Origin of the sequence: Aminobacter sp. J41 (assembly GCF_000526635.1) — a bacterium.
In the GTDB taxonomy this organism is placed as follows: domain Bacteria; phylum Pseudomonadota; class Alphaproteobacteria; order Rhizobiales; family Rhizobiaceae; genus Aerobium.
In genome coordinates, this window is the sequence record NZ_JAGL01000006.1 from 108,864 (window position 1) to 124,330 (window position 15,467).

The following is a 15,467-nucleotide window of genomic DNA, read 5'->3' on the forward strand; positions in this document are numbered from 1 at the left end:
GGCTGTCGCGGGCCCTCACCGCCCCTTCCAAACCGGATCGCGCTTTTCGGCAAACGCCTTGAAGCCCTCGAGATTGTCTTCCGACGCGTAGAGCTCGTCGACCGTGCGGAACTTGCGCTTGGTGATCCAGTTCATCGCGTCCTGGAACTCCATCGCCTCGGCGCGGCGGACGACCTCCTTGATCGCGGCGAAAACCAGCGGCGGGCCGGCCGCGAGCAGCCGCGCGACGTCCCAGACGCGTTCCTCCAGCTGGCTTGCCGGATGCACCTCGTTGACGAGGCCCCAGCGATGCGCCTCCATCGCGTCCATCCAGCGGCCGGTCAGCAGCAGGTCCATCGCCACGTGATAGGGAATGCGCTTGGGCAGCTTGACGGTCGCCGCATCCGCCAGCGTTCCCGCCCTGATTTCAGGCAGCGCGAAAGAGGAAGTGTCCGAGGCGTAGATGAGGTCGCAGGACAGCGCCAGTTCAAAGCCGCCGCCCACCGCCATGCCGTGCACGCAGGCGATTACGGGCTTATTGAGGTCGCGCAGTTCCTGCAGCCCGCCAAATCCGCCGACGCCATAGTCGCCATCGACCGCATCCCCGGCAGCCGCAGCCTTCAGATCCCAGCCGGCCGAGAAGAACTTGTCGCCGGCGGTCTTCACAATCGCGACGCGCAGCTCCGGATCGTCCCGGAACGCTTCGAAGGTCTTGCCCATCAGCCGGCTCGTCGCGAGGTCGATCGCATTCGCCTTCGGCCGGTCGAGCGTGACTTCGAGGATCGCCCCCTCCCGGCGGGTCTTGATCACGTCGCTCATGCTTACTCCCTCCGTGTCACCAGCAGCGTGTCCGCGATCCAGGCGCCCTTGCCCTTTTCGCAGACGATCAGCGGATTGATGTCGAGTTCCTCGAGCGTTCCGGCATTCTGGAGCGCAAAGCGGGCAACGCCAAGGATGGCAGCGACCGCCGCCTCGCGATCGGCGACCGGGCGGCCGCGATAGCCTTCCAGCAGCGCGTGCATGCGCAGGCCCTTCAGCGCAACGTCGACTTCGCGGCAGGAAGTCGGTAGCAGGATCGTGACCGAGTCCTTAAGGAGCTCGACCAGCAGGCCGCCGATGCCAACCGTCATCACCGGCCCGAAAAGCGGATCGCGCGTGATGCCGACGATGAGTTCGGCCACCGCACCCTCGATCATCCGCTCGACATAAAGCCCGGTGCCGAGCGGCAGCAGGTCGCCAGCGGCAGTGCGCACCGCCGCCGGATCGCGCAGGTTGAGCCGCACTGCGCCCGCCTCGGACTTGTGCGCGATGCCCAGCGCCTTGACCGCGACCGGATAGCCCAGCAGCGTTGCAACCTCCTCGGCTTCCGCGATGCTCGCGGCGTGCATGCCTTCTGGCACCGGCAGGCCGGCAGAGCGCAGCAGCTTCTTCGTATCTGCCTCGTCCGGATGGCTGCCATTCAGGCCGTTTGAAGCCCCGGTGAAGATCTCCGCCGGCTGAAAATCGCACTCCCGCGCCCAGGCCTCGCCGATGAAGGCGGCGGCCTCGGCCGCATCGAGCGCTTCGTCGATCCCCATCAGCGGCGCGATCCCGCACGCGATCAGCTTCTCGCAGTATTCCTCGGGCAGGTTTTCCGGCATCGAGGCGACGATGGCGCCTCTGGCCTCGTTGCTTTTCAGCGCGGTCTGGAACGCGTTCACCGTCGGCCACCAGTCGGCATCCGAGCAGCGGTCGGCACGGGGAAAATCGAGCACCAGCAGGTTGAGGTCGAAGCGGCCCGACACCATGGCGGTGAAGGTCGCCGCCATCGCCGGTTCGTTGTTCCAGATGAAGGTGTGGTAGTCGAGCGGGTTGGCGATCGCGACCAGCGGCCCGAGCGTCGCGCGCACCCGCTCGGCATGTGCCGGGTCGAGCTTCGGGAACGTCACCCACCGCCCTTCGGCCGCGTCCGCCATGATCGAGGCTTCGCCGCCGGAACAGCTCATCGACGACAGCCGCCGCCCTTTCAGCGGGCCGATCACGTGGAGCAGTTTCAGCGTCTCAAGGAAGGACGGGATCGAGCTAACACGTGCGATGCCGAGCCGGCGCAGGAACGCATCGGATGCCGCATCTGAGCCCGCCAGCGAGGCCGTGTGCGATATGGTGGCGGTTCGCGCGGCCTCCGAGCGGCCAACCTTCATCGCCACGACCGGCTTGCCGAGTTCGCGGGCGCGGCGACCCACTTCGACAAAGCCCGCGATGTCGTCGAACGCCTCGATGTGCAGGCCCAGCGCGCTGACCCGCTCGTCCTCGATCAGCCCGAGCGCCATTTGGGAGAGGCCCGTCTGCGCCTGGTTGCCAGCTGTCAACACATAGGCGATCGGCAGCCCGCGTTTCTGCATCGTCATATTGATGGCGATGTTGGACGACTGGGTGAGGATCGCGACGCCGCGTCCGCCCTCGGCGAGACGCTGGCCGCCATGCTGATCAGGCCAGAGCAGCGCCCCATCGGCATAGTTGATCAGGCCGTAGCAGTTCGGGCCGATGATCGGCATGTTACCGGCCGCTTCCACCAGCTCGCGCTGCAGCCGCGCACCGTCCGCATCATCGCCATCCGCTTCAAGAAAGCCGGCGGCAAAGCACACCGCGCCGCCCGCGCCGCGTGCCGCGAGTTCGCGAACGATGTCGATGGTCAGGTACCGGTTGACGCCGATGAAGGCGGCATCGGGCGGCCCGGGAAGATCGGCAACGCTGCCAAAGGCACTGACGCCCGCTACCTCGTCGCGCAACGGATGCACCGGCCAGACTTCGCCAGCAAATCCCATCTTGAGGCACTGCCTGACGACCTTCGGCGCAAATCCACCCCCGCCGACAACGGCAATGGTCTTGGGACGCAGCAGCCGATCAAGCCGGTTCAACTATGCCCCCCCACCGCTACCCTCCGACCGCCCGCAACAGAGCACGCGAGATGATGTGCCGCTGGATCTCGCTGGTGCCTTCCCAGATCCGCTCGACCCGCGCGTCGCGCCAGATACGTTCGAGAGGCAGCTCGTCCATCAGGCCCATGCCGCCGTGGATCTGGATCGCCTCGTCGGCGACGAAGGCGAGCATTTCGGTGGCCTTGAGCTTGGCCATCGCCATGTCCTGGTCGCTGACGGTTCCGGCGTCGTATTTCCAGCCGGCCTCCAGCACCATAAGCTCGGCCGCCTTCAGCTCCGTCGCCATGTCGGCGAGCTTGAACGACACGCCCTGGAACTTGCCGATCTGCTGGCCGAACTGCTCGCGGGTGGCGGCATAGTCGATGGCATGCGCCAGCGCACGCTCAGCGCGCCCGAGACAGGTCGCCGCCACCTGCAGCCGCGTCGCCCCCAGCCACTGGTTGGCCACTTCGAAGCCCTTGTGCACCTCGCCGAGCACCTGTTCCTTCGGGATGCGGCAGTCGTCGAACTCCAGCACCGAGTTGGTGTAGCCGCGGTGCGAGACGTTCCTGTAGCCGTCGCGGACCGTGAAGCCAGGCGTGCCCTTGTCAACGAAGAAGGCGGTGATCTTCTTGCGCTTGCCTCGCGGAGTCTCCTCCTCGCCGGTCGCCATGAAGACGATGGCAAAGCCGGCAATGTCGGCGTGGCTGATGAAATGCTTGGTGCCGTTGAGGATCCAGTCGTTGCCGTCCTGCCGCGCCGACGCCTTCATGCCGCGAAGGTCCGAGCCCGCGCCCGGCTCGGTCATAGCAAGGCAATCCCAGGTCTCGCCGCGGATGCAAGGGTAGAGATATTTTTCGCGCTGCTCGGGCGTGCCGGCGAGCAGGATGTTCGAGGGCCGCGCGACACAGGTCCAGTGCAGCGCGTAATTGGCACGGCCAAGCTCCTTCTCGTAGAGCAGCCAGGTTAGCGTATCGAGACCGGCGCCGCCGACCTCCGCCGGCATGTTGGCGGCGTAGAGGCCAGCTTCGATTGCCTTCGCCTTGATCTCCTCGATCAACTCGCGGCGCAGCACGCCGGTGCGTTCGACCTCCGCTTCGTGCGGATAGAGTTCGTTCTCGACGAAGGCCCGCGTCGTCTCGACGATGAGTTTCTGTTCTTCCGTCAGGCCGAAATCCATGACTCAGGCCGCCTTCCGTCGTTTTGGCTTGGCCGCGCGTGCCTTTTCCGCCGCCTGCGACAGCTTCGGCTTAGCCGCTAGCTTGGACAGCTGCTTCACGTAGCCGTTGTGCAGCTCGCCCGCGCCCCAGCCCCTGCCCCGGTTCTGCCTGCCCAGCGCCTCCATAATCGCAACGAGATTATCGTCACGGATCCGCTCCAGCTCGCGGATCGACCAGCGACCGGACTGCTCGTCGGATTGGGTGGCGATCAGCTCGACCAGCTCGTCGTTGAACTCCGGCACGTCCATCAGCTTCGTCCACGGCCATTTAAGGCATGGCCCGAACTGGGCCATGAAATGGCGCATGCCCGCCTCGCCGCCGGCGATGCGATAGACCTGGAACAGGCCCATCTGCGCCCAGCGGAGGCCGAACGAGTAGCGCATGATGTCGTCGAGTTCCTCGACGGTGCAGATGCCGTCCTTGATCAGCCACAGCGCCTCGCGCCACAGCGCCTCAAGCAGGCGGTCGCCGACGAAGGCGTCGATCTCCTTGCGGATCACCACCGGCTTCATGCCGATCGAGGCATAAAGTTTCTTCGCCTTCTCTATCGCTTCGGGCGATGTCTTTTCGCCGCCGACGATCTCGACCAGCGGCAGCAGGTAAACCGGGTTGAAGGGATGGCCGACGACCAGCCGCTCGGGATGTTTCTCCAAGGCCGGCTGCATGTCGGTCGGCTTGATGCCGGAGGTGGATGAGCCGATGATCGCGGCAGGCTTCGCATGCCGGTCGACTTCCGCCAGCACCTTGTGCTTGAGGTCCAGCCGTTCCGGCACGCTCTCCTGAATGAGGTCGGCATCGGCCAACGCCTCGGCGATCGTCGCGGCGTAGGTGATCCGGCCTTCCTTTGGCAGGCCGCCCGTCGCCATCCTCTTGTAAGCGCGGCGGGCATTCGCCATCACCTCGCCGACCTTGCGCTCGGCTTCCGGGTCCGGGTCGAACAAAGCGACGTCGATACCGTTCAGCACCAGCCGCGCCAGCCATCCGGCTCCGATCACACCACCGCCAATGCAGGCTGCCTTCCTGATCATCGGCGCCTCACGCTGCTACGGGTGCGCGCTTGACGAGGCCGAGCTTCGCCCGCACCTCTTCCGGGCCGATCACCCGCGCGCCCATGTTTTCGACGATCGTCACCGCCCGGTCGACCAACTGCGCATTGGTCGCGAGCACGCCCTTGTCGAGCCAGAGATTGTCCTCGAGGCCGACGCGGACATTGCCGCCGGCAAGCACTGTCGCGGCGACATAGGCCATCTGGTTGCGACCGAGCGCGAAGGCCGAGAACGTCCACTCCTTCGGCACGTTGTTGACCATCGCCATGAAGGTGTTGAGGTCGTCCGGCGCTCCCCACGGCACGCCCATGCACAGCTGCACCAGCACGTCGGGCTGCAATACGCCCTCCTCCACCAGTTGCTTTGCAAACCAGAGATGGCCGGTGTCGAATGCCTCGACCTCAGGCTTCACCCCCAGCTCCGTCATCATCCGGCCCATCGCCCGCAGCATGCCGGGCGTGTTGGTCATCACATAGTCGGCCTCAGCGAAGTTCATGGTGCCGCAATCGAGCGTGCAGATTTCCGGCAGGCACTGGCGCACATGCTCGACGCGCTCGCTGGCGCCGGCCATGTCGGTGCCCTTTTCGCGCAGCGGCAGCGGGCTCTCGACATCGCCGAACACCATATCGCCCCCCATGCCGGCGGTGAGGTTGAGGACGACATCGACCTCGGCATCGCGGATGCGCTCGGTCACTTCGCGGTAGAGATGGACGTCACGGCGGGGCGCGCCAGTCTCCGGGTCGCGGACGTGGCAGTGGACGACGGCGGCGCCTGCCTTCGCGGCTTCGATCGCGGCCTCGGCGATCTGTTTCGGCGAGCGCGGCACATGGGGGCTGCGATCCTGCGTGCTTCCCGAACCAGTCACCGCGCAGGTGATGAACACCTCGCGATTCATCGCCAATGGCATGGCATCCTCCCTCTTCACCTTGGGGAAGGATGATGCCTTACTTGCGAAGCGGCGCTTTCCACTTTACGAATTCCGTTTGATGCATAGCGAATGCCGCTCGATATTCGTTCCCGACCAGTCGCCGCTGCGGCTGACCTTCCTCGTCTTTCCCGGAACGTCGATCATGTGCGTCGCCTCGGCGGTCGATCCGCTGCGCGCGGCAAACCGAGTTACCGGCGAAAAGAAGTTCGACTGGACAATCGTCTCGCCGGACGGCGAAAACCCGCTGACCACGGCGGGCCTGCCGGTGCAGGTGGCGGGGAAATTTGATCCGGCAGCAGAGACGGACGTCATCGTCGCCGTCGGCGGCTTCGGCACGCGTCGGGTGCGTGAGCGGGGGCTGTTGTCGGACATCCGCAAGGCGGCCCGCCGCGCCCGCGCCTTCGGCGGAATCGAGGCAGGCAGCTGGGCGCTGGGCTATGCGGGCTTGCTCGAAGGTCGCGCTGCCACCACCCACTGGGAAGATCTGGAAGACTTTGCCGTCAGCTTTCCCGGCTGCAACGTGCGGCCCGACCGTTACGTGATCGACGGACCGGTGTTTACCTCAGGCGGCGCCTCTCCGACCTTTGACCTGATGCTGCACCTCATCCGCTCGCGGCTCGGCATGGCCGTCGCGCTCGATGTGGCGAGCGTCTTCATCTACGACCAGGCGCGCGCGGCGACCGACGCGCAGCCGCTGGTCTCGCTAGGGCGGCTCGACGGCTATGATCCGCGCCTCGCACAGGCGATCCGCCTGATGGAAAGCCACGTCGACAGCCCGCTCACCATCGCCGCGATCTCGCGTCGCGTGGGTGTGACGCCCCGGACGCTGGAAAAGATCTTCACCGCTGCCGTCGGTGAGACTCCCGGCGCCTACAATCTGCGCCTGCGGCTGCTCGCAGCGAGGCGGCTGGTGCTCGACACGGCCGAACCGATGGCGAACATCGCCGCCCGCACCGGATTTTCCGGCGCGGCCGCATTTTCGCGTGCATTTCGGAGAGCGTTCGGCGTTGCGCCGACGCAGATGCGCGCCCGGTGAAGCTCAGGCCGCCTTGCCGCCGAAGACCCTCACCAGCACCCCGACGATCAGCCCGAACGGCACGATGCCGAGCAGCTTGACGAGCGGCACGACGAGAAGGCTCAGCGCCTCGGTCGATGAGGTCGGGGCGATGAAGACCGAATAGAAGGCCGTGAGGTCGAGAAGCAGCGAAAGAACGGCGATCAGCAGCGCCGACACCCAAAGGCTGGTGCGCAGTGCGAGGATCAGGCTGGCGAGATAGGCAAGACTCGCTGCGCCGAACAGGCCGAGATGGAAACCGCTGATCGGCCCTTCGGCGACCACGAAGCAGACGATGGCCTGCAGGCCGATGCCGATGACGGACAGAAGCGCCGCCACGTTGTTCATTTTGGATTGCATGAGTTCCCCACTGCCCGTTTCAGCTGACGTATGCGGTCGCTGACGTAACGGCAATAAGGCTTGAGCCCGCGCGAATAAAAAATGGCGGGGACCAGCCCCGCCATCTCATTCACTCAGACGTTTCGCGGATCAGACGCGCTCAAGCGCCACCGCAATGCCCTGGCCGACGCCAATGCACATCGTTGCCAGCGCGAGCTTTGCGCCGCGCTCGCGCAGCTCAAGCGCCGCCGTGCCTGCAATGCGCGCACCCGACATGCCAAGCGGATGGCCGAGCGCGATTGCGCCGCCATTCGGGTTCACGTGCTCCGCGTCCTCGGAAATGCCGAGGTCGCGGAGCACGGCGATGCCTTGGGAGGCAAAAGCTTCATTGAGCTCGACGATGTCGAAGTCGGTCGGCTTGATGCCGAGGCGCGCGCAGAGCTTATGCGTCGCCGGGGCCGGGCCAATACCCATGATGCGCGGCTCGACGCCGGCAACCGCACCGCCGACGAAGCGAGCGATCGGGGTCAGGCCATACTTCTTGACCGCGGCTTCCGAGGCGACGATCAGCGCCGCCGCGCCATCATTGACGCCAGAAGCATTGCCGGCCGTGACGGTGCCGCCTTCCTTCTTGAACGGCGTCGGCAGCTTGGCCAGGGTCTCGATGGTCGTGCCGGCGCGCGGATGCTCGTCCTTGTCGACGAGGATCGGATCGCCCTTGCGCTGCGGGATCGTAACCGGGACGATTTCCTTAGCAAGGCGGCCGATCTGCTGCGCGGCAACGGCCTTGGCTTGGCTGCGGACGGCAAAGGCGTCCTGGTCCTCACGCGAGACGTTGAACTGCTGGGCCACGTTCTCGCCGGTCTCCGGCATCGAGTCGACGCCGTACTGCTTCTTCATCAGCGGATTGACGAAGCGCCAGCCGATGGTGGTGTCGTAAATCTCCGCATTGCGCGAAAAGGCGGTCTCTGCCTTCGGCATCACGAACGGGGCGCGGCTCATCGACTCGACGCCGCCGGCGATCATCAGCTCCATCTCGCCCGACTTGATGGCGCGGGCGGCGATGGTCAGCGCATCCATACCCGAACCGCACAGGCGGTTGACGGTGGAGCCAGGCACGGTCAGCGGCAGACCCGCGAGCAGCAGCGACATGCGCGCAACGTTGCGGTTGTCCTCGCCCGCCTGGTTGGCGCAGCCGAAGACCACATCATCGATGGCTTCCCAGTCGACGTTCGGATTGCGCTCCATCAGCGCCTTGAGCGGGATCGCGCCCAGATCATCAGCACGGACGGAGGACAACGAACCGCCGAAGCGGCCAATCGGGGTGCGGACGTAGTCGCAAATATAAGCTTCGGCCATTCTCAAACCTCCGGAACGATCAGGTCGCCGACCGGCCCGTCGATGACGAGCTCGGCGCCGGTGACGGCCTGGAGTTCTTCAATGCTCATGCTCGGCAGCTTCTCGCGCAGCACGAAGCGACTGTTGACGATGTCGATGACGGCGAGGCTGGTGTAGACGGTCGTCACGCAGCCGACGCCGGTGAGCGGCAGGCTGCACTTCTTGACCAGCTTCGGCTCGCCCTTCTTGGTGACGTGATCGGTGATGACGCAGACGCGCTTGGCACCGTGGACAAGATCCATCGCGCCGCCCACGGCCGGAACCGAGCCGGGACCCGTGCTCCAGTTGGCGAGGTCGCCGTTCTCGGCAACTTCGTAGGCGCCGAGGATCGCGACGTCGAGGTGGCCGCCACGTACCATGGCGAACGAGTCGGCGTGATGGAAGAAGGAGGCACCGGGGTTCAGCGTGACCGGCTTCTTGCCCGCGTTGATCAGGTCCCAGTCTTCCTCGCCGGCCGGCGGAGCCTCACCGAAGTCAAGCACGCCGTTCTCGGTGTGGTAGATGACCTCGCGGCCCTCAGGCTTGAACTTGGCAACCATTTCCGGGAAGCCGATGCCGAGGTTGACGTAGGCGCCGTCCGGAATGTCCTGCGCTGCGCGCCATGCGATCTGGGCGTTGGAAAGCTTGGTGGTCATGCCTGAACTCCTTCGCGCAGCAGAACTTCTTCCTGCTTGGGGTCAGAAACTTCGACAATGCGATCGACGAAGATGCCGGGGGTGATGACGTGTTCGGGGTCGATCCCGCCCGCCGGGACGATCTTGCGCGCCTGCACGATGGTCAGCTTCGCGGCCATTGCCATCAGCGGCGAGAAGTTGCGCGCGGCCTTGTTGTAGGTGAGGTTGCCCTTGGTGTCGGCAAGCTCTGCCTTGATGATGGCGACGTCCGCCTTCAGCCAGCGCTCCTGGACATACATGCGGCCGTCGAACTCGGCGACCGGCTTGCCCTCGGCAACCAGCGTGCCATAGCTCGTCGGGGTGTAGAAGGCCGGGATACCCGCGCCGCCCGCGCGGATGCGTTCGGCGAGCGTGCCCTGCGGCACCAGCTCCAGCTCGATCTCACCGGCCAGGTACTTGTCGGTGAAGGCCTTCGGGTCGCTCGAACGCGGGAAGGAGCAGACCATCTTCTTGACCATGCCGGCATAGATCATCGCGGCAATGCCGACAGCGCCGTTGCCGGCGTTGTTGTTGATCACGGTCAGGTTCCCCGGCGAGCCGGTCTTCCTGTAGCGGTCGATCAGCGTGTGGATCAGCTCGATCGGAGCGCCCGATCCGCCGAAGCCGCCAATCATCACCGACATGCCGTCCTGGATGTCAGCCAGGGCATCCTCGATGCCTGGGTAGACCTTGTTCATTGTCTTCTCCCCGAACTGAGCAAGAGCAGAAGTTCGTATTGCGAACATTTGTTCAGTATGCGATACATTGATAAATGACCCAGCAAACCGAGTCAAACGAAACGGCGGCAGATCGCGATCTTGTGGGCTCGTTCGCGCGCGGCCTGCAGGTGATGGAAATCCTTGCCGCCAATCCAGCCGGCATGACGCTCACCGAGATGGCGGAGCGCGCCGGGTTAACCCGCGCCGGGGCGCGGCGGTTCCTTCTGACACTGGTTTCGACAGGCTATGCGACGCAGGACGGGCGCAAGTTCATGCTGTCGCCCAAGCTCCTGACCATGTCGCGCACGTGGATCTCGAACTCGTCGCTGTGGAGTTTTGCCGAGCCGTTCATGCGCGCGCTGTCGCAGCGGCTCAACGAAAGTTGCTCGGCGGCGATCCTTGCCGACGAAGACGTCGTCTATGTCGCCCGCGTCGCTGGCCGCCGCATCCTGTCGGTTGCGCTCCACGTCGGCACACGCCTTCCCGCGCTCTCGACGGCAATGGGCCGAATGCTGCTGTCGGGACTTCCGGAGGCTGAGCTGAAGGCGTTTCTCGCCAAGGCGAAGATCCACGTTCACACGCCCAAGACAATCACCGACCGCGCCGAGCTCGAACGCGTGATCGTCGAGGCCGGCAAGCGGGGTTATTGCACGATGGATGAGGAGCTGGAACTGGGCCTGCGCTCGATTGCGGTGCCGATCCGCAACCGCGAGGGCGACACCGTCGCTGCGATCAACGTTTCGACCCAGTCAGTGCGCTTCACCGTGCCCGAGATGGAAGAGAAGATCCTCCCCCATCTGCGGGAAACTGCATCTGTGATCGAAAACTACTTCGTCGCCCACTGAACGCTCAGGCGGCCTTCTGCACTTCCGCCTCGATCGCCTCGCGCATGCTCCTCGACAGCATCATCTCGAGACGCTGTGAAACCGCGCGCTTCCACTCCGGCGAGGTGGAAAGTTCGTCAGGAAACAGGCCCGGGAGAGCCATCAGACAATCCACGATCGAGTCTGCCTCGTTGCCTGCCTTGCCGAGCAGAGCGTCGATTTCAGCCTCGCGCGGATCGCGCAGATCGTAGTGTTCGCGGTTCTCGTTCATGCCGAGACAGTACCGCATCCATGCAGCGACAGCGAAGGCATAGCTGTCCAGCGGAAGACCATTCCTTAGCGCAAAAGTTGCAGGTTCGAGCAGACGCTGGGGAAGCTTTTGCGTTCCGTCCATCGCGATCTGATAGGTCTGGTGCGCAATCGCCGGATTGCTGAATCGCTCAAGAAGCTGCTCAGCATAGTCATCGAAGGAAATTCCGGCGACCGGATCGAGCGTCTTTGCCGCCGCCTCCATGTGCTTGCGGATGACGGCAACAAGTGCCTCATCCTTCATCACGTCGCGCACGTAGGCGTGCCCGGCGAGGAAGCCGGAATAGGCGAGCAGCGAGTGCGAGCCATTCAGCATCCGCAGCTTCATCTTCTCGTAGGGGCGCACGTCGTTCGCGAAGATCGCTCCACCAGCTTCCCAGTCGGGCCGGCCGGAAACGAAGTTCTCCTCGATCACCCACTGGGTGAAGGGTTCGGTCTCAACCGCCGCGCGGTCATCTTCTCCCGTCAGCCGCCTGGCATCCGCAAAGGTCTGTTCGGTGCTTGCCGGGGTGATCCGGTCGACCATGGTCGACGGGAAGGTGACATTTTGGGCGATGAAGCCGGCAAGCTCCGGCCGCGCGGCTTCGGCAAACTCAGTAACCAGCCGCTGGACGACGTGACCGTTCGACGGAAGGTTGTCGCAGCACAGCACCGTGAAGCCGGGCAGTCCCCGCTCCTTGCGCAGCCGCACAGCCTCGACGATGAAGCCGACGGCGCTCTGCGGCTCGGCCGGGTTCACGAGGTCGGCGCTGATGGCCGGATGATTGCGGTCGAGCCCGCCGGTGTCGGCGTCGCGGCCGTAGCCTTTCTCGGTAATCGTCAGGCTGACGATCTTCGTCTCGGGTGCTGCCAACGCCTCCAGCACCGCCTGCCGCTCGCGCGGTGCGACCAGCACGCGCCGGATCGAGCCAATCCGGCGGGCCGTCACTCCATCTTCGCCGCGGGTGAGCAGCGTATAGATGCCGTCCTGCGGGTTGAGCGCGTCCGCGACGTCCGGCGAGCGGAGCGAAACGCCCGTGATCATCCAGTCGCCACCGGACGCAGCAATTGCATCATCGGTATAGACGGCCTGATGCGCCTTGTGGAAGGCGCCGACGCCGAGATGAACGATCCCCGACTTCCGCCCTTCCCGCTGCCACGCCGGCTCGCCCACTGAAGCTGCAGCCGCTGCGGCCTCAGACATAGCGGTTCACCAGATTCTCGAGATACTCTTGCCTGCCGGAGCGCGGCTGCGGCTCGATGCCGTTTGCGAGCACCCGTTCCGAAATCTGCTCGAGCGTCACCTGGCCTGACAGCATCGCCTGCGCCTCTGGCGACTTCCAGCCGGCATAGCGCTCCTCGAGCGGGTTGATGAGCACCTTGTCCTCGAGCATGCGCGCGGCGGCCTTCAGCCCGCGCGCGCAGCAATCCATGCCGCCGATATGCGCGATCAGCAGGTCCTCCGGATCAAGCGACTGGCGGCGCAGCTTGGCGTCGAAATTGGTGCCGCCGGTGGTGAAGCCGCCAGCCTTCAGCACTTCGTAATAGGCAAGCGCCATTTCCGGCACGTTGTTGGGGAACTGATCGGTATCCCAGCCCGACTGGTAGTCGTTGCGGTTCATGTCGATCGAGCCGAAGATGCCGAGCGATGCGGCGAGCGCCAGCTCGTGCTCGAAGGTGTGGCCGGCGAGGATCGCGTGGCCCTGCTCGATATTGACCTTCACCTCGTTCTCAAGCCCGAAATCCTTGAGGAAGCCGTACACCGTCGCGACATCGTAGTCGTACTGGTGCTTTGTCGGCTCCTGTGGCTTAGGCTCGACCAGGATGGTGCCGTTGAAGCCGATCTTCTTGGCATAGTCGACGACGAGGCAGAGGAACCGGCCCGCCTGCTGCCGCTCACGCTTGAGGTCCGTATTGAGCAGCGTCTCGTAGCCCTCGCGTCCGCCCCACAGCACATAGTTCACGCCGCCGAGCCGCTTGGTGACATCAATGCACGCCTTCACCGTCGCGGCCGCATAGGCAAACACGTCGGGATCCGGATTGGTCGCCGCACCCGCCATGTAGCGGCGGTTGGAGAACAGGTTCGCCGTGCCCCAGAGGAGCTTCACGCCGGTCTGTTCCTGCTTGGCCGCGAAAACGTCACCAATCTCGTCGAGGCGCGAGATGCTTTCCTTCAACGTCGCGCCTTCGGGCCGCACGTCGGCATCGTGGAAGCTGTAGAAGGGGACGCCGAGCGTCGAAAACATCTCGAAGGCAACGTCAGCCTTGAGCTTCGCCGCTTCCATCGTCTCGGAGAACCAGGGCCGATCGAAGGTGCGCCCGCCGAATGGATCACCCCCCTCCCAGGCAAAGGAGTGCCAGTAGGCGACGGAGAAGCGCAGATGGTCCTCCATCCGCTTGCCCATCACGATCTCGTCCGGATTGTAGAAGCGATAGGCGAGCGGATTGGCCGAGTCCGGCCCCTCGTAGCGGATCGGCGGGATGTCGCCGAAGAAACCGGTCGTCATGACAATACTCCTTGTCGATCAGGGATGGGCTGGACGGATCGCCGGATAGAGCGCGCGATAGCGCTCCCAGGCTTCCGCAAAGGCCGGAAGCAGGGCAGCATCCGGCTCGATGGTTTCGCGCACCTGCGGGGCCCTGCAGACTTCGAACGGATCGGCTTTCTCGGCGGCGATGAGACCAAGTCGGGCAGCTCCGAACGCGGCGCCAAAGTCGCCGTCGGCCGGAATGTCGACCGGAATCCCGAGCGCTGTCGCCACGGCCTTCAGCCAGTATCGCGAGCGCGAGCCGCCGCCGACGGCCATGACGCGTGACAAATCGGTCCCGGCCGAGCGCAGCGCCTCGAGACAGTCGCGGAAGGAGAAGGCGACGCCTTCCATCACAGCCTGCGTGAGCGCTGCGCGATCCGACTGGTGCGACAGGCCGATAAAGGCGCCGCGCATGGCCGCGTCATTGTGCGGGGTTCGCTCGCCGGAAAGGTAGGGAAGGAAGATGACGCTGCCCGGCGCGCGCAGCGTGTCGCCGAGCTCGGCACCCATTTTTTGCGCCAAAAGGCCGGTGATGCCGGAAAGCCAGTTGAGCGAGTCGGTGGCCGACAGCGTGACGCCCATCAGGTGCCAGGTCTGCGGCAGCGCGTGGCAGAAGGTATGCACAGCGCTGTCCGGGTTCGGCATGTAGCTGGCATTGGAGGCAAAGAGGACACCCGAAGTGCCGAGCGAGACGAATGCATCCCCTGCCCGCACGACGCCCATGCCGCAGGCCGATGCCGCATTGTCGCCCGCGCCGCCGGCCACGACGACATCGCCCCCCATACCCCACGTTGCGGCGAGCTCCGGCTTCAGCGTACCGGAAGGATCGGTGCCTTCCACCAGCGGTGGCATGTGCTCCTCAGAAAGTTCCGTCGCTGCCAGTAACTCAGCTGACCACCTGCGCGCCGCGACATCGAGCCACGACGTTCCCGCCGCATCGGACATTTCCGAGACGAACTCGCCGGTCAGCCAGTAGCGCAGATAATCCTTGGGCAGCAGGACCTTGGCGACCTGCGCAAAGATGTCCGGCTCATTGGCGCGCACCCACGCCAGTTTCGGCGCGGTGAAGCCGGGAAAGACGATATTGCCGGTCAGCTTGCGGAAGATCGGATTGGCGTCGAGCTCTGCCGCCTCGCGAAAGCTGCGCGTATCATTCCAGAGAATGCAGGGCCTCAGCACCTTGCCCGCGCTGTCCAACAGCGTCGCCCCGTGCATCTGCCCCGAAAGTCCGATGCCGCGCACGGCGGCAATTTCAGCCGGATGCGACTGCTTCAAGGCGCCGACTGCATCCTCGGTCGCGCGGATCCAGTCCTGCGGGTCCTGCTCCGACCAGCCTTCATGCGGCCGCGACACCTGGATCTCGCTCGACGCGGTCGCAATTGGCCGCTGCCTGTCGTCAATCAGCAGCGCCTTGACTCCGGACGTGCCGAGGTCGAGCCCGAGATACATGAACATTCCTCCCATGCAGGCCTTATTGCCAGCCTGACGGAGAGAACATAGCCGAGTTCTTATTTATTTCGCAATCCGTAAAAAATGAGGTCGAGCACCATTAGGGATGCTGTCGCGCCGGCTCCAACCCAAGCCTTGACAT

14 protein-coding genes are annotated in these 15,467 nt (G+C 64.9%); 2 read left to right on the plus strand and 12 right to left on the minus strand.

Features of this window, described 5'->3' with window-relative positions; genetic code table 11:
* Window positions 1-15: 15 nt before the first annotated feature.
* From L630_RS0106600 to L630_RS0106620, 5 genes are read right to left on the minus strand one after another with little or no spacing between them, the layout of a single operon-like run.
* A complete protein-coding gene (locus L630_RS0106600; RefSeq protein WP_024847482.1) occupies window positions 16-798 on the minus strand; it encodes a carnitinyl-CoA dehydratase in 783 nt (260 codons plus the stop codon).
* Between the two features lie 2 nt (window positions 799-800).
* Window positions 801-2,876 (minus strand): acetate--CoA ligase family protein, encoded by a 2,076-nt coding sequence (locus L630_RS0106605; RefSeq protein ID WP_024847483.1) that lies wholly within the window; start codon window positions 2,874-2,876, stop codon window positions 801-803.
* Between the two features lie 16 nt (window positions 2,877-2,892).
* Complete coding sequence (locus tag L630_RS0106610; RefSeq protein WP_024847484.1) at window positions 2,893-4,056, minus strand: acyl-CoA dehydrogenase family protein; 1,164 nt, start codon at window positions 4,054-4,056, stop codon at window positions 2,893-2,895.
* 3 nt (window positions 4,057-4,059) lie between these two features.
* Window positions 4,060-5,124 (minus strand): carnitine 3-dehydrogenase, encoded by a 1,065-nt coding sequence (locus L630_RS0106615; protein ID WP_024847485.1) that lies wholly within the window; start codon window positions 5,122-5,124, stop codon window positions 4,060-4,062.
* A gap of 7 nt (window positions 5,125-5,131) precedes the next feature.
* A complete protein-coding gene (locus tag L630_RS0106620) occupies window positions 5,132-6,049 on the minus strand; it encodes a 3-keto-5-aminohexanoate cleavage protein (RefSeq protein ID WP_024847486.1) in 918 nt (305 codons plus the stop codon).
* Between the two features lie 76 nt (window positions 6,050-6,125).
* On the opposite strand from L630_RS0106620, the gene L630_RS0106625 reads away from it, so the two are divergent.
* Window positions 6,126-7,106, plus strand: a complete 981-nt coding sequence (locus tag L630_RS0106625) for a GlxA family transcriptional regulator (RefSeq protein WP_024847487.1) — start codon at window positions 6,126-6,128, stop codon at window positions 7,104-7,106.
* Between the two features lie 3 nt (window positions 7,107-7,109).
* Here the strand turns inward: L630_RS0106625 and L630_RS0106630 are convergent, their stop codons facing one another.
* The 4 genes from L630_RS0106630 to L630_RS0106645 form a co-directional block, all read right to left on the minus strand.
* A complete protein-coding gene (locus tag L630_RS0106630) occupies window positions 7,110-7,484 on the minus strand; it encodes a hypothetical protein (protein ID WP_144705661.1) in 375 nt (124 codons plus the stop codon).
* Window positions 7,485-7,613: 129 nt separating this feature from the next.
* Entirely contained in the window at window positions 7,614-8,822 is a 1,209-nt protein-coding gene (gene pcaF / locus L630_RS0106635) for a 3-oxoadipyl-CoA thiolase (protein ID WP_024847489.1), read from the minus strand.
* A gap of 2 nt (window positions 8,823-8,824) precedes the next feature.
* Window positions 8,825-9,496 (minus strand): 3-oxoacid CoA-transferase subunit B, encoded by a 672-nt coding sequence (locus L630_RS0106640; RefSeq protein WP_024847490.1) that lies wholly within the window; start codon window positions 9,494-9,496, stop codon window positions 8,825-8,827.
* Window positions 9,493-10,212 (minus strand): 3-oxoacid CoA-transferase subunit A, encoded by a 720-nt coding sequence (locus L630_RS0106645; protein ID WP_024847491.1) that lies wholly within the window; start codon window positions 10,210-10,212, stop codon window positions 9,493-9,495. Before L630_RS0106645 ends, L630_RS0106640 begins: the two co-directional genes overlap by 4 nt.
* A 74-nt stretch (window positions 10,213-10,286) precedes the next feature.
* Here L630_RS0106645 and L630_RS0106650 point away from each other — a divergent pair, with 74 nt between their 5' ends.
* Window positions 10,287-11,078 carry an IclR family transcriptional regulator C-terminal domain-containing protein gene (locus tag L630_RS0106650; protein ID WP_024847492.1) on the plus strand — a complete coding sequence of 264 codons (792 nt, stop codon included), beginning with the start codon at window positions 10,287-10,289 and terminating at the stop codon, window positions 11,076-11,078.
* A gap of 4 nt (window positions 11,079-11,082) precedes the next feature.
* On the opposite strand, the gene L630_RS0106655 is transcribed toward L630_RS0106650, so the two are convergent.
* Genes L630_RS0106655 through xylB form a run of 3 tightly spaced genes read right to left on the minus strand, consistent with a single transcriptional unit; the run spans window position 11,083 to window position 15,325 of the window.
* Complete coding sequence (locus L630_RS0106655) at window positions 11,083-12,549, minus strand: mannitol dehydrogenase family protein (protein WP_024847493.1); 1,467 nt, start codon at window positions 12,547-12,549, stop codon at window positions 11,083-11,085.
* Window positions 12,542-13,852 (minus strand): xylose isomerase, encoded by a 1,311-nt coding sequence (gene xylA / locus L630_RS0106660; protein ID WP_024847494.1) that lies wholly within the window; start codon window positions 13,850-13,852, stop codon window positions 12,542-12,544. The genes L630_RS0106655 and xylA overlap by 8 nt, the downstream gene beginning before the upstream one ends.
* 18 nt (window positions 13,853-13,870) lie before the next feature.
* Window positions 13,871-15,325 carry a xylulokinase gene (xylB, locus tag L630_RS0106665; protein WP_024847495.1) on the minus strand — a complete coding sequence of 485 codons (1,455 nt, stop codon included), beginning with the start codon at window positions 15,323-15,325 and terminating at the stop codon, window positions 13,871-13,873.
* Window positions 15,326-15,467: the final 142 nt, after the last annotated feature.